This window comes from Pseudomonas sp. B7(2017) (assembly GCF_002112745.1).
Taxonomy (GTDB): Bacteria; Pseudomonadota; Gammaproteobacteria; order Pseudomonadales; family Pseudomonadaceae; genus Aquipseudomonas; species Aquipseudomonas ekonensis.
Window position 1 is genome coordinate 504,102 of the sequence record NZ_NEIP01000001.1, and the last position, 23,539, is coordinate 527,640.

The 23,539-nt window shown below is 65.2% G+C and carries 30 protein-coding genes; 11 read left to right on the plus strand and 19 right to left on the minus strand.

Going from position 1 to position 23,539, the window contains the following annotated elements; all coding sequences use genetic code 11:
* The first annotated feature begins 102 nt into the window (after positions 1-102).
* Entirely contained in the window at positions 103-957 is an 855-nt protein-coding gene (gene rpoH, locus CAG29_RS02365) for an RNA polymerase sigma factor RpoH (protein WP_085580874.1), read from the plus strand.
* 127 nt (positions 958-1,084) lie between these two features.
* Here the strand turns inward: rpoH and mtgA are convergent, their stop codons facing one another.
* The gene (gene mtgA, locus CAG29_RS02370) at positions 1,085-1,807 is read right to left on the minus strand and encodes a monofunctional biosynthetic peptidoglycan transglycosylase (protein WP_085580872.1); all 723 of its coding nucleotides are present in this window, start codon (positions 1,805-1,807) and stop codon (positions 1,085-1,087) included.
* Positions 1,808-1,881: 74 nt separating this feature from the next.
* Between mtgA and CAG29_RS02375 the strand changes: the two genes are divergently transcribed.
* The 4 genes from CAG29_RS02375 (at position 1,882) to trmB (ending at position 4,124) form a co-directional block, all read left to right on the plus strand.
* The gene (locus CAG29_RS02375) at positions 1,882-2,262 is read left to right on the plus strand and encodes a DUF423 domain-containing protein (RefSeq protein WP_085580870.1); all 381 of its coding nucleotides are present in this window, start codon (positions 1,882-1,884) and stop codon (positions 2,260-2,262) included.
* A 71-nt stretch (positions 2,263-2,333) separates the two neighbouring features.
* Positions 2,334-2,534 (plus strand): sulfur carrier protein ThiS, encoded by a 201-nt coding sequence (gene thiS, locus CAG29_RS02380; protein WP_170929948.1) that lies wholly within the window; start codon positions 2,334-2,336, stop codon positions 2,532-2,534.
* A gap of 60 nt (positions 2,535-2,594) precedes the next feature.
* Complete coding sequence (locus CAG29_RS02385; RefSeq protein WP_085630052.1) at positions 2,595-3,389, plus strand: thiazole synthase; 795 nt, start codon at positions 2,595-2,597, stop codon at positions 3,387-3,389.
* A gap of 9 nt (positions 3,390-3,398) precedes the next feature.
* Complete coding sequence (trmB, locus tag CAG29_RS02390; RefSeq protein WP_085580866.1) at positions 3,399-4,124, plus strand: tRNA (guanosine(46)-N7)-methyltransferase TrmB; 726 nt, start codon at positions 3,399-3,401, stop codon at positions 4,122-4,124.
* A 131-nt stretch (positions 4,125-4,255) separates the two neighbouring features.
* Here trmB and CAG29_RS02395 read toward each other — a convergent pair whose 3' ends face one another.
* From CAG29_RS02395 to CAG29_RS02440, 10 genes are all read right to left on the minus strand, one after another.
* On the minus strand, positions 4,256-4,579 hold the full coding sequence (locus CAG29_RS02395) for a DUF3392 domain-containing protein (protein ID WP_011336381.1): 324 nt from the start codon (positions 4,577-4,579) through the stop codon (positions 4,256-4,258).
* Positions 4,580-4,601: 22 nt separating this feature from the next.
* A complete protein-coding gene (gene hemW / locus CAG29_RS02400; protein ID WP_085637016.1) occupies positions 4,602-5,807 on the minus strand; it encodes a radical SAM family heme chaperone HemW in 1,206 nt (401 codons plus the stop codon).
* Positions 5,804-6,400, minus strand: a complete 597-nt coding sequence (rdgB, locus tag CAG29_RS02405; protein ID WP_085637013.1) for an RdgB/HAM1 family non-canonical purine NTP pyrophosphatase — start codon at positions 6,398-6,400, stop codon at positions 5,804-5,806. The genes hemW and rdgB overlap by 4 nt, the downstream gene beginning before the upstream one ends.
* Positions 6,397-6,831, minus strand: coding sequence for a DUF4426 domain-containing protein (locus CAG29_RS02410; protein WP_085637010.1), 435 nt, complete (start codon positions 6,829-6,831; stop codon positions 6,397-6,399). Before CAG29_RS02410 ends, rdgB begins: the two co-directional genes overlap by 4 nt.
* A gap of 26 nt (positions 6,832-6,857) precedes the next feature.
* A complete protein-coding gene (gene metW, locus CAG29_RS02415) occupies positions 6,858-7,478 on the minus strand; it encodes a methionine biosynthesis protein MetW (RefSeq protein ID WP_085580859.1) in 621 nt (206 codons plus the stop codon).
* A gap of 7 nt (positions 7,479-7,485) precedes the next feature.
* Positions 7,486-8,625, minus strand: coding sequence for a homoserine O-acetyltransferase (locus CAG29_RS02420; protein ID WP_085580857.1), 1,140 nt, complete (start codon positions 8,623-8,625; stop codon positions 7,486-7,488).
* 233 nt (positions 8,626-8,858) lie between these two features.
* Positions 8,859-9,152, minus strand: coding sequence for a DUF167 domain-containing protein (locus CAG29_RS02425; protein ID WP_085580854.1), 294 nt, complete (start codon positions 9,150-9,152; stop codon positions 8,859-8,861).
* Complete coding sequence (locus CAG29_RS02430) at positions 9,152-9,739, minus strand: YggT family protein (RefSeq protein WP_085630048.1); 588 nt, start codon at positions 9,737-9,739, stop codon at positions 9,152-9,154. Before CAG29_RS02430 ends, CAG29_RS02425 begins: the two co-directional genes overlap by 1 nt.
* A 24-nt stretch (positions 9,740-9,763) precedes the next feature.
* Positions 9,764-10,582: a pyrroline-5-carboxylate reductase gene (proC, locus tag CAG29_RS02435; RefSeq protein WP_085580850.1), complete on the minus strand. Its 819-nt coding sequence runs from the start codon at positions 10,580-10,582 to the stop codon at positions 9,764-9,766.
* Between the two features lie 9 nt (positions 10,583-10,591).
* Positions 10,592-11,284, minus strand: a complete 693-nt coding sequence (locus tag CAG29_RS02440; protein ID WP_085580848.1) for a YggS family pyridoxal phosphate-dependent enzyme — start codon at positions 11,282-11,284, stop codon at positions 10,592-10,594.
* Between the two features lie 56 nt (positions 11,285-11,340).
* On the opposite strand from CAG29_RS02440, the gene CAG29_RS02445 reads away from it, so the two are divergent.
* Positions 11,341-12,375: a type IV pilus twitching motility protein PilT gene (locus CAG29_RS02445; protein WP_085580846.1), complete on the plus strand. Its 1,035-nt coding sequence runs from the start codon at positions 11,341-11,343 to the stop codon at positions 12,373-12,375.
* A gap of 44 nt (positions 12,376-12,419) precedes the next feature.
* On the opposite strand, the gene CAG29_RS02450 is transcribed toward CAG29_RS02445, so the two are convergent.
* Positions 12,420-13,037 carry a C40 family peptidase gene (locus tag CAG29_RS02450; protein ID WP_085580844.1) on the minus strand — a complete coding sequence of 206 codons (618 nt, stop codon included), beginning with the start codon at positions 13,035-13,037 and terminating at the stop codon, positions 12,420-12,422.
* A 248-nt stretch (positions 13,038-13,285) separates the two neighbouring features.
* Here CAG29_RS02450 and CAG29_RS02455 point away from each other — a divergent pair, with 248 nt between their 5' ends.
* Positions 13,286-13,717: a TM2 domain-containing protein gene (locus tag CAG29_RS02455; RefSeq protein WP_085580842.1), complete on the plus strand. Its 432-nt coding sequence runs from the start codon at positions 13,286-13,288 to the stop codon at positions 13,715-13,717.
* A 40-nt stretch (positions 13,718-13,757) separates the two neighbouring features.
* Here CAG29_RS02455 and CAG29_RS02460 read toward each other — a convergent pair whose 3' ends face one another.
* From CAG29_RS02460 to gshB, 7 genes are all read right to left on the minus strand, one after another.
* On the minus strand, positions 13,758-15,029 hold the full coding sequence (locus CAG29_RS02460) for a dihydroorotase (RefSeq protein WP_085580840.1): 1,272 nt from the start codon (positions 15,027-15,029) through the stop codon (positions 13,758-13,760).
* Entirely contained in the window at positions 15,026-16,030 is a 1,005-nt protein-coding gene (locus tag CAG29_RS02465; RefSeq protein ID WP_085693820.1) for an aspartate carbamoyltransferase catalytic subunit, read from the minus strand. The genes CAG29_RS02460 and CAG29_RS02465 overlap by 4 nt, the downstream gene beginning before the upstream one ends.
* 27 nt (positions 16,031-16,057) lie before the next feature.
* Complete coding sequence (gene pyrR, locus CAG29_RS02470; RefSeq protein WP_085580835.1) at positions 16,058-16,561, minus strand: bifunctional pyr operon transcriptional regulator/uracil phosphoribosyltransferase PyrR; 504 nt, start codon at positions 16,559-16,561, stop codon at positions 16,058-16,060.
* Between the two features lie 81 nt (positions 16,562-16,642).
* Complete coding sequence (ruvX, locus tag CAG29_RS02475) at positions 16,643-17,080, minus strand: Holliday junction resolvase RuvX (RefSeq protein ID WP_085580833.1); 438 nt, start codon at positions 17,078-17,080, stop codon at positions 16,643-16,645.
* Positions 17,080-17,652, minus strand: a complete 573-nt coding sequence (locus CAG29_RS02480; RefSeq protein WP_085580831.1) for a YqgE/AlgH family protein — start codon at positions 17,650-17,652, stop codon at positions 17,080-17,082. Before CAG29_RS02480 ends, ruvX begins: the two co-directional genes overlap by 1 nt.
* 111 nt (positions 17,653-17,763) lie before the next feature.
* Positions 17,764-18,663, minus strand: a complete 900-nt coding sequence (locus CAG29_RS02485) for an energy transducer TonB (RefSeq protein WP_085580829.1) — start codon at positions 18,661-18,663, stop codon at positions 17,764-17,766.
* 107 nt (positions 18,664-18,770) lie between these two features.
* The gene (gene gshB, locus CAG29_RS02490) at positions 18,771-19,721 is read right to left on the minus strand and encodes a glutathione synthase (protein WP_085580827.1); all 951 of its coding nucleotides are present in this window, start codon (positions 19,719-19,721) and stop codon (positions 18,771-18,773) included.
* 225 nt (positions 19,722-19,946) lie between these two features.
* On the opposite strand from gshB, the gene pilG reads away from it, so the two are divergent.
* From pilG to CAG29_RS02510, 4 genes are all read left to right on the plus strand, one after another.
* Positions 19,947-20,348: a twitching motility response regulator PilG gene (gene pilG, locus CAG29_RS02495; protein WP_085580825.1), complete on the plus strand. Its 402-nt coding sequence runs from the start codon at positions 19,947-19,949 to the stop codon at positions 20,346-20,348.
* A 60-nt stretch (positions 20,349-20,408) separates the two neighbouring features.
* Complete coding sequence (gene pilH, locus CAG29_RS02500) at positions 20,409-20,774, plus strand: twitching motility response regulator PilH (protein ID WP_003229091.1); 366 nt, start codon at positions 20,409-20,411, stop codon at positions 20,772-20,774.
* 10 nt (positions 20,775-20,784) lie between these two features.
* The gene (locus CAG29_RS02505; protein ID WP_085580823.1) at positions 20,785-21,324 is read left to right on the plus strand and encodes a chemotaxis protein CheW; all 540 of its coding nucleotides are present in this window, start codon (positions 20,785-20,787) and stop codon (positions 21,322-21,324) included.
* A gap of 140 nt (positions 21,325-21,464) precedes the next feature.
* The gene (locus tag CAG29_RS02510; protein WP_085580821.1) at positions 21,465-23,525 is read left to right on the plus strand and encodes a methyl-accepting chemotaxis protein; all 2,061 of its coding nucleotides are present in this window, start codon (positions 21,465-21,467) and stop codon (positions 23,523-23,525) included.
* Positions 23,526-23,539 lie beyond the last annotated feature (14 nt).

The following is a 23,539-nucleotide window of genomic DNA, read 5'->3' on the forward strand; positions in this document are numbered from 1 at the left end:
CGCGTGATTGACCTCACGGTTTCAAGGGGAACTTGTTCAGCGGTTCCCGGTCAATTTTCGCAGTGCCAATGGCACGAGTATGTAAGTGGGAGGTTTTTTCGCATGACCAATTCTTTGCAGCCTGCGTACGCGTTGGTTCCGGGTGCGAACCTGGAAGCCTATGTGCACACCGTCAACAGCATTCCGTTGCTGTCGCCGGAGCGGGAGCGTGAACTGGCCGAGAGTCTCTACTATGAGCAGGATCTTGAGGCGGCTCGGCAGATGGTGCTCGCCCACCTGCGGTTTGTCGTACACATTGCCCGCAGCTATTCCGGCTACGGTCTGGCTCAGGCCGACCTGATCCAGGAAGGCAACGTCGGCCTGATGAAGGCCGTGAAGCGTTTCAACCCGGAAATGGGCGTTCGTCTGGTGTCCTTCGCGGTGCACTGGATCAAGGCCGAGATCCACGAGTTCATCCTGCGCAACTGGCGGATCGTGAAGGTCGCGACCACCAAGGCCCAGCGCAAGCTGTTCTTCAACCTGCGCAGCCAGAAGAAGCGTCTGGCCTGGCTGAACAACGAGGAAGTCCACCGTGTGGCGGAAAGCCTCGGCGTCGAGCCGCGGGAAGTGCGTGAGATGGAAAGCCGTCTGACCGGCCACGACATGGCCTTCGACCCGGCCGCGGAAGCGGACGACGACAGCGCTTTCCAGTCGCCGGCCAACTATCTGGAAGACCACCGGTACGACCCGGCCCGTCAACTGGAAGACGCCGACTGGAGCGACAACTCCAACCACAACCTGCACGAAGCGCTGGAAGTGCTGGACGAACGCAGCCGTGACATCCTCTACCAGCGCTGGCTGGCGGAAGAGAAGGCCACGCTGCACGACCTGGCGCAGAAGTACAACGTGTCGGCCGAGCGTATCCGTCAGCTCGAGAAAAGCGCGATGAACAAGCTCAAGTCGTCGATTGCCGCATGACCGGCCGCCCGGCATAAGAAAACGCCCCGATCAGCGATGATCGGGGCGTTTTCGTTTGTGGCCCTGTCCAGTGAAGCCCTGCGGTGATTGGGCTGACGCCATCGCCAGCCTGCTGGCGATGTCGGCCTTACTGAGTCCAGGGCGCCCGGCGCGAATCGTTCAGGCCCAGCAGATAGCTGTCCCCGCCCAACTGGTTCATCTGCTGGCGGATCCAGCTCGCCCGGCGCAGGACGTACGGGCTCGGGCGGCTGGCGCTCCAGGCCCGCGGGTTGGGCAGCACGGCGGCGAGCAGGCTGGACTGCTGGCGCGACAGCGAGCGGGCGCCGGTGCCGAAGTGATGCCGTGCCGCCGCTTCTGCGCCGAACACGCCGTCGCCCCACTCCGCACTGTTCAGGTACACCTCAAGGATCCGCTGCTTGGGCCAGAGCACTTCGATCAGCGCGGTGAACCAGGCCTCCAGCCCTTTGCGCAGGTAGCTGCGGCCCGACCACAGGAACAGGTTCTTCGAGACCTGCTGGCTCAGCGTGCTGGCGCCGCGGATCGAGCCGCCCAGTTCGTTGTGGGCCAGCGCCGCGCGGATCGCGCTGATGTCGAAGCCCCAGTGCTCGGGGAATTTCTGGTCTTCCCCGGCGATCACCGCCACCTTGAGGTCGTCGGAGATCTCGTCCCACGGTTTCCAGGTGCGCTGCAGGTCGATGGGCTCGCCGTCGACCCAGGACTCGACCTTGCGTTCGACCATCAGCGCCGTGCCCGGCGGCGGCACGAAGCGGAACAGCACGACCAGCAAGACACTGCCGCCCGCGAACCAGAGCAGCGCCTTCGACAGGCGACGGAAAAATGAACGCAGCATAGAGATGGCTTGGCCGAACCGGATGAGCGGGCCATTATACAGACCCTGCCGACCGAGTCTGACTGGAGTTCTTCATGCTGCGTAGCTTTCTGATGCTGGCCGCTTTTTTCGGCTTCACCGGTGTCGGCCTGGGCGCGTTCGCCGCCCACGGCCTGAAAAGCCGCCTGACCCCCGAGTACCTGGCGATCTTCCACACCGGCGTCACCTATCAACTGGTTCACGCCTTGGCGCTGTTCGGCGTGGCGCTGCTGGCCACCCAGGTGCCGGGGCGTCTGGTCGCCTGGGCCGGTGTCTCGTTCAGCATCGGCATCCTGCTGTTCTCCGGCAGCCTGTACCTGTTGACCACCGTCGGCATCGGCAAGCTCGGCATTATTACCCCGTTCGGCGGCCTGGCCTTCCTGGTCGGCTGGGTGTGCCTGGGGCTGGCCGCCTGGCGTTTGCCGCTGACCGCTTGACGCTTGGTGCTGACCTTTAGGTCATGATCGGGCTAGAATGCCAGCCCCTAAAAATGATGGCGGCATCGCGCATGCGCATTCAGTTGAACGGCGAATCCTATGAACTGCCCGACGGTGAGACCGTTGCGGCCCTGCTGACCCGTCTGGAACTGACCGGACGCCGGGTGGCGGTCGAGCTCAATCTGGATATCGTCCCGCGCAGCCAGCATGCCGAGACCACGCTCAACGACGGCGACAATGTCGAAGTGGTGCACGCCATCGGCGGCGGCTAGTCCCGCCGGCCCCGTGGCCCGGCCATCCTGCAAGACCCTCACCTTTGAAGAGGATTTCCCATGAGCATCGTTCGCAGCGACAAGCCTTTCGTTCTGGCCGGTCGTACCTACCAGTCGCGTTTGCTGGTCGGCACCGGCAAGTACCGTGACATGGAAGAGACCCGTCTGGCCATCGAGGCCTCGGGCGCCGAGATCGTCACCTTCGCCGTGCGTCGCACCAACCTCGGCCAGATCGAGGGCGAACCGAACCTGCTCGACGTGCTGTCGCCGGACCGCTACACCTTCCTGCCGAACACCGCCGGCTGCTACGACGCGGTCGAGGCTGTGCGCACCTGCCGCCTGGCCCGTGAGCTGCTCGACGGCCACAACCTGGTGAAACTGGAAGTGCTGGCGGACCAGAAGACCCTGTTCCCCAACGTGATCGAAACCCTCAAGGCCGCCGAAACGCTGGTCAAGGAAGGCTTCGACGTGATGGTCTACACCAGCGACGACCCGATCGTCGCCCGCCAGCTGGCGGAAACCGGCTGCATCGCGGTCATGCCGCTGGCCGGCCTGATCGGCTCGGGCCTGGGGATCTGCAACCCGTACAACCTGCAGATCATCCTGGAAGAGGCGAACATCCCGGTGCTGGTGGATGCCGGTGTCGGCACCGCTTCCGACGCCGCCATCGCCATGGAACTGGGCTGCGACGCCGTGCTGATGAACTCGGCCATCGCCCACGCCCAGCAGCCGGTCATGATGGCCGAAGCCATGAAACACGCGATCGTCGCGGGCCGCCTGGCCTACCTCGCCGGCCGCATGCCGAAAAAACTCTATGCCAGCGCCTCTTCGCCGCTGGATGGTCTGATCAAGTAAGAGCCATTGATGACTGAATCGAACGACACGCCAATCCAGACGGAAGAAGGCGACGAGCGCCAACACCGCCGCATCAAGAGTTTCGTGATGCGCGCCGGGCGCATGACCGAAGGCCAGCAGCGCGGCCTGGAGCAGGGCGCGCCGAAGTTCGTGCTGCCGCTGGCCGACGCGCCGGTGGATTACGATCAGGTGTTCGGCCGCTCGGCGCCGCGCTCGCTGGAGATCGGCTTCGGCATGGGCCACTCGCTGCTGGAAATGGCGGCGGCGGCGCCGGAGCAGGACTTCATCGGCGTGGAGGTTCACCGTCCGGGTGTCGGCGCGTTGCTCAACGGCGTGCTGACCCAAGGCCTGAGCAACGTCCGCGTCTACGACTGCGATGCGATCGAAGTGCTCAACCGCTGCGTGGCCGACAACAGCCTCGATCGCCTGATGCTGTTCTTCCCGGATCCGTGGCACAAGAGCCGTCACCACAAGCGCCGCATCGTTCAGGCGTCCTTCGCTGAGCTGGTGCGCAGCAAGCTGAAGGTCGGCGGCATTCTGCACATGGCCACCGACTGGGAGCCGTATGCCGAATACATGCTGGAAGTGATGAATGTCGCCCCGGGCTACCGCAACCTCGCCGAAGACGGCAAGTGCGTGCCACGCCCGGCCGAACGTCCGATCACCAAGTTCGAACGCCGCGGCGAACGTCTTGGGCATGGCGTGTGGGACCTGAAGTTCGAAAAGCAGTCCTGATTCAGGCTGTAGATAAACCTGTGGGAGCTGGCTTGCCAGCGATGACGGCATAACATTCAACATCATCGTCGACTGTTGCGCCCCCATCGCTGGCAAGCCCGCTCCCACAAGTTTTCATGGCGTACTCAAAGTCAGCGGCGATCCGCGACCACGCCGATCAATACGAGCACCACCAGCAACACCGGCGCCAGGCTGTAGTTGTTGAACTGGCTCAGCCCCTTCACGACCCACGGCGTGGCGTAGATCAGCGCCGCGCCGCTGCCGATCATGCACAGCAGGGCCATCAGCGGGACGCGCAAGGCGCCGGCGATGCTGCCCAGGCGTTGCTCGACCCAGCCCTTGAAGTCGGCGCCGAACAGCACCAGCAGGCAACCCACCAGCGCCAGGGCGATTTCCGAAAGGTTGCTGCGGCTCCACCGGGAGACGGTGGCGAGCAGGTCGAGTATCAGATCCATGCGGGTTTCCTTAGGGCTGAAATCAGCTCAGAAATGTCTGCAGCAAGTCGTTGAGAAAGAGTTGTCCGCGCTCGGTGGCCGCCAGACGTGACGGTTCGACCTGCAGCAGGCCGCTTCGTTCGGCTTCGCGGCGGCCTTCGGCCAGCGTCTCCAGCGGCAGGCCGGTGCGTTCCGGGTACAGGCGCGATTCGACGCCGGCGGTCAGGCGCAGGGCGTTCATCAGGAATTCGAACGGCATTTCGTCGTCGGTCAGGGCCTTCTCGCCGGCCTGAAAGCTTTTGGCCGGGTTGAGGTAGTCCTTCGGCAGGCGGGTTTTCCAGGTACGCACGATGCGCCCGTCCGGATGGCTGAGCTTGCCGTGGGCGCCGGCGCCGATGCCGATGAAGTCGCCGAAGCTCCAGTAGTTGAGGTTGTGCCGCGCCGCCCGGCCGGGCTGGGCGTAGGCCGAGACTTCGTACTGCGCGTAGCCATGCTCGGCCAGCAGCGCCTGCCCGGCTTCCTGGATGTCCCACAGGGTGTCGTCTTCCGGCAGCACCGGCGGCTGGTTCCAGAACACCGTGTTCGGCTCCAGCGTCAGCTGATACCAGGAAATGTGCGTCGGTTTCAGCTCGATGGCCTGGCGCAGATCGCTCAGGGCATCGTCCAGTGACTGGTCCGGCAAGCCGTGCATCAGGTCGAGGTTGAAGTTATCGAACCCGGCCTGGCGCGCCATGCCGGCGGCACGCACCGCTTCGTCACCGTTGTGGATACGGCCAAGGGCCTTGAGCTTTTCCTGCTGGAAGCTCTGGATACCGATCGACAGGCGATTGATCCCCAGTTTGCGGTAGGCGACGAACTTCTCTTGCTCGAAAGTCCCGGGGTTGGCTTCCAGGGTGATTTCGATGTCCTCGGCAAACGGGATGCGTTGTTTGACGCCTTCGAGCAAGCGGCCCAGTGCTTCGGCACTGAACAGGCTCGGCGTACCGCCGCCAAAGAAGATCGAACTCAACTCACGGCCGTACACCGCGTGCAGATCCTGATCCAGGTCGGCAAGCAACGCGTCGACGTATTCCTGTTCCGGCAGCACCGGGCTGGCGGTGTGGGAGTTGAAGTCGCAATACGGGCATTTGCGCACACACCACGGGATGTGGATGTACAGCGCCAGGGGCGGCAGCGTCGGCAACGGCGCCCGAGGCGAAGAGGCGGCGCCACCGACGATCAGTGGCGACGCAGAAGAATCACGGGTCATTTCAAGCCCAGACGCTGGCGCAGCAGATCCATTGCACGGGCGCGGTGGCTGATCTGGTTCTTGTCGCTCGGGCTCAGTTCGGCGCTGGACACGTTACGCTCCGGCACCCAGAACAGCGGGTCGTAGCCGAAACCGTGTTCACCGCTGGCGGCGGTCAGGATGCGCCCTTGCCACAGGCCTTCGCAGAGGATCGGCAGCGGATCGTCGGCGTGACGCACCAGCGCCAGCACGCAGACGAACTGTGCGCCGCGCTCGGCTTCAGGCACATCCTTCAAGGCGTCGAGCAGTTTGGCGTTGTTCGCCGCGTCGCCCTTGCCGTCGGCGTAGCGCGCCGAGTAGATGCCCGGCGCACCACCGAGGAAATCCACCGCCAGACCCGAATCGTCGGCCAGCGCCGGCAGCCCGGAGATGCGCGCGGCATTACGGGCCTTGAGGATCGCGTTCTCGACGAACGACAGGCCGGTCTCTTCCGGCTCCACGCTGCTGAACTCGCCGATCGAGCGCAGTTGCACCGATTCGCCGAGCATGGCCTGGAGTTCCTTGAGTTTGCCGGCGTTATGGCTGGCCAGTACGAGTTGCTTGAGATTGATCATTGGCCAGGGAAAAGCTCTTGGTTGAAATTGATGGTGTTGATCTTGTCGTCGGTCTGCACCTTGATCTCGAAGGTGCGGGTTTCCTGTTGTTCCACCGGGTATTGGGCAATGTAGTAGATCGCGCCCTGTTCGGTGATCTGGCGGAAGGTCAGCGGCACGCTCTGGCTGGTCAGATCCTTGACGGTGCCGGTGACATGGGCGATCAGCGGTTTGCCGTCCTTGATTACCGAGACATTGATCACGCCTTGATACTTGCTGCGGATCAGCTCGGCAGCTTTGGCGATGTCCGGTTGCAGGAACGTCGAGTTGAAGGTGTTGTAGTGCACCGTCACGTCGCCGAAGGTTTCCTGGCGTTCGCTCTTGATGACGTCGGCAGCCATGGCCGAGAGGCTCAGGCAGGCGGCCAACAGCGTGGTAATCAGGCGTCCCATGTTCGTTCTCCTCGCAATGTCGTGGTTCAGACCGCGATTCTGTGATCCTGCAGCGCCGGGCTGCTGACGCGGTAGATGCCGATCTCACCTAACAGATTAGGCCATAGCTTACTGGCCCACCCGTGGCGGTGCTGTTGATCCACGGCAAGCCGATCAATGACCTTCGCCTCACGTTCGCGGCAAAGTTCCTCAAAGTCCTCGAAGGTGCAGAAGTGGATGTTCGGCGTGTTGTACCAGGTGTACGGCAGGAACTCCGACACCGGCATCCGCCCCTTGCTCGCCAGGTACCAGCGGCAGCGCCAGTGGCCGAAGTTGGGGAAGGTGATGATGCACTGGCGGCCGACCCGCAGCATTTCGTCGAGGATCTTGTCCGGGTAGTGCACCGCCTGCAGGGCCTGGGTCATCACCACGATGTCGAAGCTGTTGCTGGCGAAGTTGCCCAGGCCCTTGTCCAGGTCCTGCTCGATGACGTTGATGCCCTTGGCCACGCACTCGGCAATGTTGTCCGGGTCGTTTTCCAGACCGTAGCCGGTGACCTGCTTGTGGTCGCGCAGCCAGGTCAGCAGTTCGCCGTCGCCGCAGCCGAGGTCGAGCACGCGGCTGCCGGCGGGGATCCATTCCTGGATGATTTCCAGATCGGCTCTCATGTCTTCCTCAAAGCGTGATGCGGTTCATGTAGTTGCCGAACGCCTGCAGATAGCGCGGGATCGGAATCAGGAAGGCGTCGTGGCCCTGGGGCGCGTCGATCTCCAGGTAGCTGACGTCCTTGCGCGCCGCCATCAGCGCGTCCACCAGTTCCCGCGAGCGGGCCGGGGAGAAGCGCCAGTCGGTGGTGAACGACATCACGCAGAACTTAGCCTTCGCGCCTTCGAAGGTTTTCGCCAGGTTATCGTCGAAGTTCGCCGCCGGATCGAAGTAATCCAGCGCCTTGGTCATCAACAGGTAGGTGTTGGCGTCGAAGCGGCCGGAGAACTCTTCGCCCTGATAGCGCAGGTAGCTTTCGACCTGGAATTCGACGCTGTGGAAGTCGTAGTTGAGCTTCTCGCTCTTGAGGCCCCGGCCGAATTTCTCGCCCATGGAGTCGTCGGACAGGTACGTGATGTGCCCGACCATCCGCGCCAGCATCAGGCCGCGCTTGGGGATCACGCCGTGTTCCTGGAACGAGCCGCCGTGGAACTCCGGGTCGGTGAGGATCGCCTGGCGCGCCACTTCATTGAAGGCGATGTTCTGCGCCGACAGCTTGGGCGCCGAGGCGATGGCCAGGCAGTGGCGCACGCGGTCCGGGTAGGTGATGGTCCATTGCAGCGCCTGCATGCCGCCGAGGCTGCCGCCGATCACCGCCGCCCACTGGGTGATGCCGAGGCGGTCGGCCAGGCGCGCCTGGCTGTGCACCCAGTCTTCGACGGTGAGCACCGGGAACTCGGCGCCGAACGGCTTGCCGGTGTCCGGGTTGACGCTGCTCGGGCCGGTGGAGCCGTTGCAGCCGCCGAGGTTGTTCAGGCTGACCACGAAGAATTTGTTGGTGTCGACCGGCTTGCCGGGCCCGATGCAGCTGTCCCACCAACCGGGCTTGCGGTCGTCGGGGCTGTGGTAGCCGGCGGCGTGATGGTGGCCGGACAGTGCGTGGCAGATCAGCACGGCGTTGCTCGCTTGGGCGTTCAGCGTGCCGTAGGTTTCGTAGATCAGGTCGTAGGCGGCCAGCGAACGGCCGCAGGCCAGGGCCAGCGGTTCGCTGAAGTGCGCCGTTTGCGGCGTCACCAGACCAACAGAATCGGGGGGAAAGGCAGCTGGCATCGACCCTGCTCTCGTTGAAATGAGGCGTAAGTCTAAAGACCGGTGGGGTCAGCGGCAAGCAACCGTCGGGCCTGATTTCACCCGTTGGGTGGGCGTTGTGAAACCCTGCGTCGCAATTGTGGTGCCGCTCAAACGGTGGGAGCCAGCCTGTTGGCGATGGCGCCTTCGCAGACGCCATCGCCAACAGGCGGGCTCCCACAGGAATCTCGGTCTGATGCTGTCGGGGCGGTGGGTCAGGCCGGACGCACCAGCCCCGGCAAGTCGGGCAATGTCTTGGGCGAGCACACCCGCACCCGCTTCTGCCGGTTCAGCTCGCCGGCGACCAGGCTGACCTGGCTCTTGGAGACCCCGAACGCCTTGGCCAGGAATCCCATCAGATAGGCATTGGCCTTGCCTTCGACCGGCGGCGCGGTCAGGCGGATCTTCAGGCGGTCGCCGTGCAGCCCGGCGAAATCATCGCTGCGGGCTGCAGGTTGCAGGTGGCACTCCAGGATCAGGTCGTCGCCGTCCCAGCGGAACCAGGCCATCAGATCAGGCCGAACAGTTCCCGCGGCATCAGGGCGTAGTAGGCCAGGCGCGGGATCAGCCAGCTCTGCAGCAGTTGCAGGACGATGAAGGCGAAGATCGGCGAGATGTCCAGGCCGCCCAGGTTCGGCACCAGGCGGCGGAACGGCGCGAGCACCGGTTCCGTGATCTGCTGCACCAGCTCGGCGCCGGGGTTGTGGCTGCCCGGCGCGACCCAGGACAGCACCACGCTGATGATCATGGCCCAGAACAGGATCTTCAGGAACAGCGCGAAGATGCCGATCAGCGCCCACGGCACCAGGAACAGCACATCGACCTTGTAGCCGCTGAGCAGCAGGATCACGGCGAACAGCAGCATCTGCACCACGAGGGCCAGCACCAGCGACGACATGTCCAGGCCGAACAGGCTCGGGATGAACCGGCGCAGCGGCTTGAGCAGCGGTTGGGTGGCCTTGACCACGAACTGGCAGAGCGGGTTGTAGAAGTTCGCCCGCACCAGTTGCAGGATGAAGCGCATCAGGACGACCAGCAGATACAGGCTGCCCAGGGTCTGGATCACGAAAATGGCAGCGTCGTTGAGTCCAAGCATTGTTGATTCCTTATGAAGTGCTGATCAGCGGCCCAGTTGCTCGGCCATTTCGGCCGAACGGTGCGCGGCGGCGCCGAGGGCCTTTTCCACCAGGGCTTCGAAGCCGTCGGCCTGGAACGATTTGATGGCGGCTTCCGTGGTGCCGGCCGGCGAGGTCACGCGGCGGCGCAGTTCGGCGGCGTCGACGTCGCTGGACACGGCCATGTGCGCGGCGCCCAGGGCGGTCTGCAGGGTCAGGCGCTCGGCGGTTTCCTTCGGCAGGCCGAGCTTGACGCCGGCGGCGGTCATGGCTTCGATCAGCAGGAAGAAATAGGCCGGGCCCGAGCCCGACACGGCGGTCACGGCGTCCAGTTGCTGCTCCTGCTCCAGCCACAGGGCGATGCCCACGGCGGACAGCAGTTCTTCGGCCTGCTGGCGCTGCGCGGCGCTGACGGCGGCGGTGGCGTACAGGCCGCTCACGCCCTGGCGCAGCAGCGCCGGGGTGTTGGGCATGCAGCGCACGATCGGCTGCTCGCCGAGCCAGGCGGTCATGCTGGCGCAGGTGATGCCGGCGGCGATGGACACCACCAGCTGGTTCGGCTTGAGGCTCGGGCGGATCGCTTCGCACACGGCCTTCATGGCCTGGGGCTTGACCGCCAGCACCACCACGTCGGCGCCGTCGATGGCCTGGGCGTTGTCGGCGAAGGTGTCGATGCCGTGTTCGGCGCTGACCCGGGCGCGGGTCTCTTCGCCCGGATCGCTGGCGCGGATCCGTCCCGCTTCCAGACCCTTGGCCCGCAGGCCGCCGATCAGGCTGGCCGCCATGTTGCCGGCACCGATAAAGGCAATGCGTGTATCGCTCATGTCAGGTCCTTATTGAGAAATGTGGCCGTAGTCGCGGGCGCCGAACAGGGCGGTGCCGATACGGACCCAGGTGGCGCCCTGGGCGATGGCCGACTCGAGGTCGTGGCTCATGCCCATGGAAAGGGTGTCGAGGGGCAGGTCGAGGCTGGCCTGCAAGCGCTGCACGGCGGCGAAGGCGGCGTCCTGGGCGGCCCGGTCTTCGGTCGGCTCGGGGATCGCCATCAGTCCGCGCAGCTTCAGGCGCGGCAATTGGCTGATGGCCTGCGCCAGGGCGGGCAGGTCGGCCGGGGCGCAGCCGGACTTGCTGGCTTCGCCGCTGACGTTGACCTGGATGCAGATGTTCAGCGGCGGCAGGTCGGCCGGGCGCTGCTCGGACAGGCGTTGGGCGATTTTCAGACGGTCCACGGAGTGCACCCAGGCGAAATGCTCGGCGATCGAGCGGGTCTTGTTCGACTGAATGGGGCCGATGAAGTGCCAGATCAAGGGCAGGTCGGCCAGTTCCTGCTGCTTGCCCAGGGCTTCCTGCAGGTAGTTCTCGCCGAAGTCCCGCAGGCCGGCGGCATAGGCTTCACGCAGGGCCCGGGCGGGTTTGGTCTTGCTCACGGCCAGCAGCCGGACGCTGTCTTCGCCGCGTCCGGCGGCCTGGGTCGCGGCCTGGATGCGCGACCCGACGTTGAAAATGTTGTCTGCTATCGTGGACATCAAGAGGCGCCGGCGGTCTGAGGGTTCGCGGCATTCTACTGGAATTGGGGGACGCTATGGATATCACCGAACTGCTGGCCTTCAGCGCCAAACAGGGCGCTTCCGACCTGCACCTGTCGGCCGGCCTGCCGCCGATGATCCGCGTGGACGGCGACGTGCGGCGGATCAATCTTCCGGCGCTGGACCACAAGCAGGTGCACGAACTGATCTACGACATCATGAACGACACCCAGCGGGTGGACTTCGAGAAACATCTGGAAACCGACTTCTCCTTCGAAGTGCCCGGCGTCGCGCGGTTCCGGGTCAACGCGTTCAACCAGAACCGCGGCGCCGGCGCGGTGTTCCGCACCATCCCGTCCAAGGTGCTGACCATGGAGGACCTGGCCATGGGCGACGTCTTCCGCAAGATCACCGACGCCCCACGCGGCCTGGTGCTGGTGACGGGGCCCACCGGTTCAGGCAAGTCCACCACCCTGGCGGCGATGATCGACTACCTCAACACCCACCGCCACCATCACATCCTGACCATCGAAGACCCCATCGAATTCGTCCACGAATCGCGCAAATGCCTGATCAATCAGCGTGAAGTCCATCGCGATACCCGCAGTTTCGCCACGGCCCTGCGTTCGGCGCTGCGCGAAGACCCGGACGTAATCCTGGTGGGCGAGATGCGCGACCTGGAAACCATCCGCCTGGCGCTCACCGCCGCCGAGACCGGGCACCTGGTGTTCGGCACCCTGCACACCACTTCGGCGGCGAAGACCATCGACCGGGTGGTGGACGTGTTCCCCGGCGACGAGAAATCGATGGTGCGCTCGATGCTGTCCGAGTCGTTGCTGGCGGTGGTGTCGCAGACGCTGATCAAGAAGATCGGCGGCGGGCGGGTGGCGGCCCACGAGATCATGCTCGGCACCTCGGCGATCCGTAACCTGATCCGCGAGGACAAGGTGGCGCAGATGTACTCGGCGATCCAGACCGGCGGGTCGCTGGGGATGCAGACCCTGGACATGTGCCTGAAGGAGTTGGTGACCAAGGGGTTGATCAGCCGCGAGCATGCGCGGGAGAAGGCGCGCACGCCGGACAATTTCTGAGGGGGAGGAGTGCGGTGAGGGAGCAGGCTCCCTCACGGCGGGGCTCAGCGCTGGACGACGCGCATCTGCTTGGGTTCTTTGGGCAGTACGCGCTTGGCGACGACGTAGTGCTGTTCCCAGTACGGCTTGTTCAGCGTGTCGATGCTCACGGCCTTGCCGCGGCGCGGGGCGTGGATGAAGCGGTCGTTGCCCAGGTAGATGGCGACGTGGTTGACCCGGCGGCTCTTGATGTTGAAGAAGATCAGGTCGCCCGGCTTCAGGTCCTTGCGCTCGACCTTCTCGCCATGGCCGCTGGCCATTGCGTTGGAGGTGCGGGGCAGGTCGAAGGTGGCATCGTTGAACGCGTACTTCACCAGGCCGCTGCAGTCGAAGCCTTTGCTCGGGCTGCTGCCGCCCCAGCGGTACGGCGTGCCGAGGACGTTCACCGCGCGGCTCAGGACGTTGCTGCTTTCCTTGTTCGCCATCGGCGGCACGACCTTGCTGTGGCCGTTGCTGCTGAGCGTGGTGTGCTTGCTCTGCTTGCCCTTGTTCGACGGAGCAGACGCATGGGATTTGGGGGTGTAGCCGTTGACGTTGGGAAGTCGTTGCTCACGGTTGGTGGCGTGGGCGGCCAGTGGCATCAGTAGGCAAATGGTCAGCCATGTCTTGAAAAATGGACGCATTAGGCAGGGCTCTTGTGTGTTAGCGCGCAACTTTATAACAGCTTTTTTGTCCCTTCCGAGGCCGTTGGTCGATTCGAACAGGGGGCAACGGAACCAAACAAGCGGCAAATGGACGCCATTGTCGGACAGAAGTCAGGTGCTATAAGGCTTTGACGGGGAACACGGTAGCATTTGCCGTACGTCGGCTACCTGTAAAAAAGTCACAAAGAATTAAAGAATATTTATCTATTGCGTGAATCGAGGTCTTCATGAACCGCTATCAACCGCCGGGCGCGAACCAGGACACCCACAGCAAAGTGATCGGCTACCTGCTGTGGATTTTCGGCTTCACTGGCGCTCACCGCTTCTATTACGGCAAGCCCGTGACCGGGACGATCTGGTTCTTCACCTTCGGCCTGCTCGGCATCGGCTGGCTGATCGACGTGTTCCTGATCCCGGCGATGGACCGCGAGGCCGACCTGCGCTTCACCGCCGGCCCCATCGAATACAACGTGGCGTGGATCCTGCTGACGTTCCTCGGGGTGTTCGGCGTGCACCGCATGTATCAGGGCAAGTGGATCAGCGGATTGCTGTACCTGCTGACCGGCGGGCTGTTCTTCATCGGTGTGCTGTATGACTTCTGGACGCTGAACGACCAGGTTTCGCTGCGTAACCAGCAGAACCGCAGGGCCTTCCAGTGAAACGAATTGCGGCGAGGGAGCAAGCTCCCTCGCCGCAGGGTTACGCCTGGTGGCTGATCCGGCCGTCCACGAGGGTGTAGCGCACCACGCCCGGCAGGCTGTGGCCGATGAACGGGCAGTTCTCGCCCTTCGACAGCCAGGCTTCGCCGGCCACAGTCGACGCCTTCGGATCGAACAGCACGATGTCCGCCGCGCCGCCCACCTCCAGCTTGCCCGCCGGCAGGCGCAGGGCCTCGGCAGGGCCGGCGCTCAGGCGCGCCAGCAGGGTCGGCAGGTCCAGCAGACCGTCCTCCACCAGTGTCATCGCCAGCGGCAGCAACAGCTCGACGCTGCTGATGCCCGGTTCGGTGGCGCCGAACGGCGCCAGTTTGGCGTCGCGCTCGTGGGGCTGGTGATGGCTGGAGATCGCCGAGACCACGCCGGACTTCACCGCTTCGCGCAGGCCGTCGCGGTCGGCGCGGGTGCGCAGCGGCGGCTGGACGTGGTAGAGGCTGCTGAAGTCGATCAGCGCCTCGTCGGTGAGGATCAGCTGATACAGCGCCACGTCCGCCGTGACCTTCAGGCCGCGGGCCTGGGCCTGGGCGATCAGCGCCACGCCCCGGGCGCTGGTGAGCTGGCTGAAGTGCGCGCGCACGCCGGTCTGCTCCACCAGCAGCAGGTCCCGGGCCAGGGCCACGGTCTCGGCGGTCTCCGGGATGCCCGGCAGGCCGAGGAAACTGGCGGTGGCGCCTTCGTGGGCCAGGCCGCCGTCGGCCAGGTCGTGGTCCTGGGAGTTGAAGATCACCGTCAGGTCGAAGGTCGCGGCGTAGTCCAGCGCCCGGCACAGGGTGCGGGTGTTGCCGAAGCTCTTGAGGCCGTTGCCGAACGCCACGCAGCCGGCGTCGCGCAGGGCCGCAAGCTCGGCCAGTTGTTCGCCGTCCAGGCCTTTGCTCAGGGCGCCGATGGGGAACACCTTGGTGTTGCCGGCCTCGCGGGCGCGGTCGAGGATCAGTTCGGCCACGGCGGAGGTGTCGAGCACCGGTTTGGTCTTCGGCGGGCAGCACAGGCTGGTCACGCCGCCGGCCGCCGCCGCGCGGGTTTCGCTGGCGATGGTGCCTTTGCGGCTGTAGCCCGGCTCGCGCAGGGCGACGTTGAGGTCCACCAGCCCCGGAGCGGCCACCAGGCCTTGGGCGTCGATGGTTTCCACGGCGGCGAACCCCGCCGGGGCGGCGCCGAGGGCGACGATCTTGCAGGCTTCGACGTGAATGTCGGTGACGCGGTCCAGGCCGCTGGCCGGGTCGATGACGCGTGCGCCGAGAATGCTGAGCTTCACTGGGCGTTCTCCTGCTCGAATTGGCGCTGGGCGGTCTGTCCGCTCATGGCCATGGACAGCACGGCCATGCGGATCGCGATGCCGTAGGTGACTTGGTTGAGGATGACCGAGTGCGGGCCGTCGGCCACCGCCGACTCGATCTCCACCCCGCGGTTGATCGGTCCCGGGTGCATGACGATGCAGTCGGGCTTGGCCCCGGCCAGGCGCGCGGTGGTCAGGCCGAACAGGCGGTAGAACTCGCCCTCGCTCGGCAGCAGGCCGCCGGTCATGCGCTCGCGCTGCAGGCGCAGCATGATCACCACGTCGACGTCCTTCAGGCCTTCGGCCATGTCGGTGTAGACCTTCACGCCGTACTGCTCGATGCCGATCGGCAGCAGGGTCTTGGGCGCGATCACGCGGATGTCCCGGCAGCCGAGGGTCTTGAGGGCGAGCATGTTCGAGCGCGCCACCCGCGAGTGCAGGATGTCGCCGACGATGGCCACCGAGAGGTTCTCGAAGCTGCCCTTGTGCCGGCGGATGGTCAGCATGTCGAGCATGCCCTGGGTCGGGTGGGCGTGGCGGCCGTCGCCGCCGTTGATGATCGCCACCTGCGGGCAGACGTGCTCGGCGATGAAGTGCGCGGCGCCGGAGTCGCCGTGACGCACGACGAACATGTCGGCGGCCATGGCTTCCAGGTTGCGCAGGGTGTCGAGCAGGGTTTCGCCCTTGCTGGCCGACGAGGTCGACACGTTCAGGGTGATCACGTCCGCCGACAGCCGCTGGGCCGCCAGTTCGAAGGTGGTGCGGGTGCGGGTGGAGTTCTCGAAGAACACGTTGCACACGGTCTTGCCGCGCAGCAGCGGGACTTTCTTCACCGCCCGGGCGCCGACTTCGAGGAACGAGTCGGCGGTGTCGAGGATTTCCGTCAGCAGCTCGCGGCGCAGGCCGTCGAGCGAGAGGAAGTGGCGCAGCTGGCCCTGGTCATTGAGCTGCAGCGGGCGCTTGGTGTCTAGAGGCGTCATCGCGAAGGGGACTCTCAATAGGGCGGATTAAAAGGCAAGGTCTTGCAGTTCGAGGTTCAGCTCAGGGCCGGACAGCTTGACCCGCTCGTGGGCGGCCAGCTTCAGCGTGGCGCCGACCACGTTCGGGCGGATCGGCAGCTCGCCGGCGTCCAGGTCCAGCAGGCAGACCAGGGTCACGCTGGCCGGGCGGCCGTAGTCGAACAGTTCGTTCATGGCGGCGCGGATGGTGCGCCCACTCATCAGCACGTCGTCGATCAGCACCAGGTGCTGGCCTTCGATCTCGAAGGGCAGGGCCGAGGGGCGCACCTGCGGGTGCAGGCCGTTCTGGCTGAAGTCGTCGCGGTAGAAGGAGACGTCCAGGGTGCCGAGCGGCGCATCGCTGCCCAGTTCCTTGAGCAAGGCCTGGGCGACCCAGACGCCGCCGGTGCGGATGCCGATGAAACGCGGCTCGCCGATGCCGCGCGCGTCCAGGTGCGCCTTGAGGCGGGTCGCCATCTGGCTGATCAGATCGGCGGGATTGGGCAGGCTCATGGTTGCTCCTTCTCGGGGGCGGGCCGGCGCGTGTGGACGGCGGCCCGGGTCGTAGCCAAAAGAAAAGCGCCGAAGCGCTTGTCAGGATTCAAACAATGCGGTGTTTTCGTCGAGCCAGCCCTGCAGCAGCAGGGCGGCGGCGATGGCGTCCACCGGGTTGTCGCGGTAGCTGCCCTTCTGGCCGCCGCGGGCCATCCGCTCGCCCTTGGCCTCGAAGGTGGTCAGGCGTTCGTCGTGGGTATAGAAGGGCAGGTTGTAGCGGCCGTTGAGGCGGCGGCCGAACTTCTCGGCGCGCTCGCACATCTCGCTGGGCGTGCCGTCCATGTTCAGCGGCAGGCCGACCACCACGGCGTCGGGTTTCCATTCCTTGATCAGCGCTTCGACCTGGTTCCAGTCGGGCACCCCGTTCTGTGCCCTCAGGGTGCACAGCTCGCGGGCCTGGCCGGTGATGACCTGGCCGACCGCCACGCCGATCGAGCGGGTGCCGTAGTCGAAGCCGAGGATAAGGCGCAGGGCCATCAGGCGTGCCCCGCCTGGCTGGTCAGCAGGCTCAGGTTGATGCCCAGGTGCTTGGCGGCGGCTTCCAGGCGCAGGTCGCTGCGGGTGCTGAACAGGACGTCGGCGTCGTACGGGCAGGTCAGCCAGGCGTTGTCGGCCAGTTCGGCCTCAAGCTGCCCCGCTTCCCAGCCGGCGTAGCCGAGGGTGATCAGGCTCTGTTGCGGGCCGACGCCGTCGGCGATGGCGAACAGCACGTCCTGGGAGGTGGACAGCGCCAGGTGGCCGTCCAGTTCGACGGTGGCCTGGAAGGTCTGCCCCGCCGGATGCAGGACGAAGCCGCGGTCGGTCTGCACCGGGCCGCCGATGTAGATCGGCACGTGCTGGCAGCGTGCCGGCGGTTCGATGTCCGGGCGCAGCTGCTCCAGGATGTCGGCCAGGTTCAGCTCCTGCGGTCGGTTCACCACCAGCCCCATGGCGCCATTGGCCGTGTGCTCGACGATGTAGGTCAAGGTGTGGGCAAAGTTGGGGTCGGCCATGTGCGGCATGGCGATCAGGAAGTGATGCTTGAGGTAGCTGGGGCTGACGTTTTTCATGTGCGCTAGTGTGGCGGTCAAGGGGCGAACTGACAAGCCGGGGATGCTGACAAGTGCGCCCTGCGGTGCCCTTGATGGCGTCTTTGCGGGCAAGCCCGCGAAGGCGTTCCGTCAGTTGCTGGACAGGCGGTCGCCCCGGGCGAATTTCCAGGTGCGGATGATTTCCAGCCGATCGATGTCCGACAGGTCCCCGGTGAACGGCGCAAACGGCGCCGCCAGGCGGACGATGCGCTGGGCGGCCTGGTCCAGCAGCGGCTGGCCGGAGGACTCCAGCACCATCACCTCATACAGCGATCCGTCGCGGTTGATCGACACCATCAGCCGCAGGTTGCCGTAGATCTGCTGGCGCCGTGCCTCGTCGGGGTAGTTGAGGTTGCCGATGCGCTCGACCTTCTTGCGCCATTCGTCCTTGTACCAGGCGCCCTTGTCGCGCATGGTCGAGGCGGCGCTCAGACGGTGGATCCGCGGGCGCTTGGCGTACAACTGCTGTTCGTGGGCCAGTTCGGCCTCAAGACTGGCGATGTCGCTGGACAGCTGCGAGCTGTCGAACGTCGGCGCGTCGACCGCCGGCCGGGTCTCGGTCTTGGTCTCTTCCTTTTTGGTCGGCGCCTTCTGCGGCTTCGGCGCGACCGTGGTCACGGCGGCCTTGGGCGCCGCTTCCTTCACCTCGGCCTTGGCGGCGGGGGGCGGGGTGATCTTCTTGACCTGGTTGTCCTGGAACGGCGCGACCTCGGTGGTCTTGGGAATCGCCTTCTTGTCCAGCGTACCGCTGCCTTCCTGGTTTTCCTGGGCGAGGAAATCCGCCTTGGCGGGCTTCTTCTCGCTCTTGAACGTGGCGAGGGTGATTTCCAGGGTCTTGCTGATCTGCTTGGGCTCGACCATGGTGAAGCCCACGCCCAGCAGCAGCGCCAAATGGATCAGCGCCGCCAGGAACAGGGTAAATCCGAGGCGATCGACCGGGCGCACGCCGGTGTGGGCGAGTTCTGCGGGCAGATCGGACGGAAGCGTCATGACAAGGAAACCAACATCGCGTTTTTCACAGGCCGCGCATGATAACGCAATGTTGGTCGTACGCCTTGGGCTTCAGGCATCAAGCGACAGGCTGCATGTGACGCACATCAAGCCTGCAGCTTTTTCCAGATGGCCTCCATCAGCAGACCGCCGATGTCGGTGCCGAAGGCGTTGTCGATTTCGCGGATGCAGGTCGGGCTGGTGACGTTGATCTCGGTCAGGTGCTCGCCGATCACGTCCAGGCCGACGAACAGCAGGCCCTTGGCGCGCAGGGTCGGGCCGACCTGGGCGGCGATCCAGCGGTCTTTGTCGGTCAACGGGCGGGCTTCGCCCCGGCCGCCGGCCGCCAGGTTGCCGCGGGTTTCGCCCTGGGCCGGGATCCGCGCCAGGCAGTAGTCCACCGGCTCGCCGTCGATCATCAGGATGCGCTTGTCGCCGTCCTTGATGGCCGGCAGGTACGCCTGGCCCATGATCTGCTGGGTGCCGAGGGCGGTCAGGGTCTCCAGGATCACCGACAGGTTCGGGTCGCCCGCGCGGTGGCGGAAGATCGACGTGCCGCCCATGCCGTCCAGCGGCTTGAGGATCACGTCGCCATGCTGGGCGGCGAACTCGCGCAGCACGTCGGCGCGGCGGCTGACCACGGTCGGCGGCGTGCACTGCGGGAACAGCGTGGCGAACAGCTTCTCGTTGCAGTCGCGCAGGCTCTGCGGCTTGTTGACCACCAGCACGCCGGCGCTTTCGGCCTGCTCGAGCAGGTAGGTGGAGTACACGAACTCCATGTCGAACGGCGGATCCTTGCGCATCAGGATCACGTTCAGGTCGCTGAGGAGCGAATCCTGCTCCTGGCCCAGCTCGAACCACTTCTGCGGGTCGGCGAACACCTTCAAGGGCTTCATCCGTGCCCGGGCCTGGCCCTCGGCCTGGTACAGGTCGCGCTGCTCCATGTAGAACAGTTCCCAGCCGCGTTTCTGCGCGGCCAGCAGCATGGCCAGCGAGCTATCCTTTTTATAGGAGATGCTGGCGATGGGGTCCATCACAATCCCGACGCGAACGCTCATGGGGTTTTCCTCGAAAATGGGCTACCGAAACGGTGCGGAAAAAGTGGCGTCAGAGTGGCGCCGGGCGGGTTTGCGGTCAAGGGAAAACCCGTCGATAGATTGCATGGGGAGACTGTGCTAAAAAGGCTGCCATACCGGGCTGGCCCTTGAACGGCAAGGGTTTGCAGCCGGCAGTCATCGCAAAACGGACATATTGATTCGCAAAGGCGACGGTAGAGCCCCCTTATGGAACAGCAGTCCAGCGCCTTGAAGGTCATGGTGATCGACGACTCGAAAACGATTCGCCGCACCGCCGAGACCTTGCTGAAAAACGCAGGGTGCGACGTCATCACGGCGGTCGACGGTTTCGAGGCGTTGGCCAAGATCGTCGACAACCATCCGGACATCGTTTTCGTGGACATCATGATGCCGCGTCTGGATGGTTATCAGACCTGCGCTTTAATCAAGAACAACAGCGCGTTCAAGGCGACGCCGGTGATCATGCTGTCGTCCCGCGACGGGCTGTTCGACAAGGCCAAGGGGCGGATCGTCGGTTCCGACCAATTCCTGACCAAGCCGTTCAGCAAGGAAGAGCTGCTCGACGCGATAGCGGCCCATGTGCCGGGCTTTGCCGCAGTGCTGCAGTGAGACACGTACAAGGACGCGCGGCCAGCGGGCCGGGCGTCGACAAGAAAAATGGGGAAGACCATGGCTCGTATCCTGATCGTCGATGATTCGCCGACCGAAATGTACAAACTGACCGGCATGCTGGAAAAGCACGGCCATGAGGTGCTCAAGGCCGAAAACGGCGCCGACGGCGTGGCCCTGGCCCGTCAGGAGAAGCCCGACGCGGTGCTGATGGACATCGTCATGCCCGGCCTCAACGGCTTCCAGGCCACCCGCCAGTTGACCAAGGATGCCGAGACCAGCCATATCCCGGTGATCATCATCACCACCAAGGACCAGGAAACCGACAAGGTCTGGGGCACCCGCCAGGGCGCGAAGGACTACCTGACCAAACCGGTCGAGGAAGACACCCTGATCAAGACCCTGAACAACGTGCTGGCCGGTTGAGCGCGCAGCCATGAGCGGGTCGCTGACCGCGTTCGAGCTGCTGTGGCAGATGGATCTGCGCTGCCGGTCGCTGGCGGCGCAGCTGCCGTCGCCGCCGGCCAGCCGGGACCTGTGGAGCGGCATCGGCTTCCGCCTGGGCGAGCACTGGTACGTGACGCCCATGGGCGAGATCAGCGAAGTGCTTCCTGAACCGCGCTTCACCCAGTTGCCGGGGGTCAAGCCGTGGGTCAAGGGCGTCGCCAACCTGCGCGGGCGGCTGTTGCCGGTGATGGACCTGTGCGGCTTCTTCGGCCATGAGCTGTCGCCGTTGCGCAAGCAGCGGCGGGTGCTGGTGGTGGAGCACCGGGAGGTGTTCGCCGGGCTGCTGGTCGATGAGGTCTTCGGGCTGCAGCATTTCGAGCAGGACAGCTTCGAGCCGTTGCCGATCAGTGAGCGGCAGGGTGCGAAGGCCGGGTTTCTCAAGGGGCACTTCCGGCGCGAACAGGACTGGCGGGTGTTCAGCCTGTTTGCCCTGGCGCAGTCCCCGGGGTTCATGAACGTCGCAATATAGCCGCAACAACAGAGCGCCCCTGTGGGAGCGGGCTTGCCCGCGAATGCGGTCTGACATTCAACATTGAGGCTGGCTGAGCCGCCCTTTCGCGGGCAAGCCCGCTCCCACAGGTCTGTGGCGAGTTTCGAAGGCGAGGACCGATGACAAAAGCAAAACCAGGCATGCCCGCAGAAGGCTCGCGCAGCCGCTCGCAGATCATCGTGCTGTTCATCGCGCTGATCGTGTTCATCATGCTGCTGTTCGCCAACTTCGCGTACCTCAACACCCAGGCCAACTACGACAAGCAGTACATCGGCCACGCCGGGGAGCTGCGGGTGCTGTCCCAGCGCATCGCCAAGAACGCCACCGAAGCCGCCGCCGGCAAGGCCGCCGCGTTCAAGCTGCTGAGCGATGCGCGCAACGACTTCGCCCAGCGCTGGGGCTACCTGAAGAAAGGCGACGCGGCCACCGGCCTGCCGCCCGCGCCGTCCACCGTGCGCCCGGAGATGCGCGCCGTGCAGCTGGACTGGGAGCGCCTGCTGAAGAACGCCGACGCCATCCTGTCCAGCGAACAGACCGTGCTCTCCCTGCACCAGGTGGCGGCGACCCTGGCCGAAACCGTACCGCAGCTGCAGATCGAATACGAGAAGGTCGTGGAGATCCTGCTCCAGCGCGGCGCCCCGGCGGGGCAGGTGGCCATGGCCCAGCGCCAGTCGCTGCTGGCGGAGCGGATCCTGGGAGCGGTCAACACCGTGCTGTCCGGCGACGAGAACTCGCAGCAGGCCGCCGATGCCTTCGGCCGCGACGCCACCCGGTTCGGCCAGGTGCTCAACGGCATGCTGCAGGGCAACCCTTCGCTGAAGATCAGCCAGGTCGAAGACCGCGACGCCCGGGCGCGGCTGGGCGAGATCGCCGAGCTGTTCCAGTTCGTTTCCGGCTCGGTGGACGAGATCCTGGAAACCTCGCCGGAACTGTTCAAGGTGCGCGAGTCGGCGACCAACATCTTCAGCCTGTCGCAGACCCTGCTCGACGAAGCCTCGCACCTGGCCAGCCGCTTCGAGAACCTGGCCGGCGGGCGCAGCACCGACACCATCGGCGGCTATGTGCTGGGCCTTTTGGCGCTGGCGTCGATCATCCTGATCGGCATGGTCATGGTGCGCGAGACCAACCGTCAGTTGCGCGAGACCGCCGAGAAGAACGAACGCAACCAGAACGCGATCATGCGTCTGCTCGACGAAATCGAAGACCTGGCCGACGGCGACCTGACGGTGACCGCGTCGGTGACCGAGGACTTCACCGGCACCATCGCCGACTCCATCAACTATTCCGTCGACCAGCTGCGCGACCTGGTGGCGACCATCAACCTCACCGCCGGCCAGGTCGCCGCTGCGGTGCAGGAGACCCAGGCCACCGCGATCCACCTGGCCCAGGCCTCGGAGCACCAGGCCCAGCAGATCGCCGAAGCCTCCAACGCGATCAGCGACATGGCCCAGTCCATCGACCAGGTGTCGGCCAACGCCGCCGAATCGTCGGCGGTGGCCGAACGTTCGGTGGACATCGCCAACAAGGGCAACGAGGTGGTGCACAACACCATCCACGGCATGGACAACATCCGCGAGCAGATCCAGGACACCGCCAAGCGGATCAAGCGCCTGGGCGAGTCGTCCCAGGAGATCGGCGACATCGTCAGCCTGATCGACGACATCGCCGACCAGACCAATATCCTGGCGCTCAACGCCGCGATCCAGGCGTCGATGGCCGGCGATGCCGGGCGCGGCTTCGCCGTGGTCGCCGATGAGGTGCAGCGCCTGGCCGAGCGTTCCTCCGCCGCCACGCGGCAGATCGAGACGCTGGTGCGGGCGATCCAGGCCGACACCAACGAGGCGGTCATCTCCATGGAGCAGACCACCACCGAAGTGGTGCGCGGCGCACGCCTGGCGCAGGACGCCGGGGTGGCCCTGGAAGAGATCGAAGGCGTGTCCAAGACCCTCGCCGCGCTGATCCAGAGCATTTCCAACGCAGCGCAGCAGCAGACCTCGTCGGCCGGGCAGATCTCCCTGACGATGAACGTGATCAAGCAGATCACCTCGCAGACCTCGTCCGGCTCCACCGCCACCGCCGACAGCATCGGCAACCTGGCGAAAATGGCCAGCCAGCTGCGCCGTTCGGTGTCCGGCTTCACCTTGCCGACGACGCCGGCGCCGGCAACGGACAAAGCGTGAGGCCGGCGGACGGA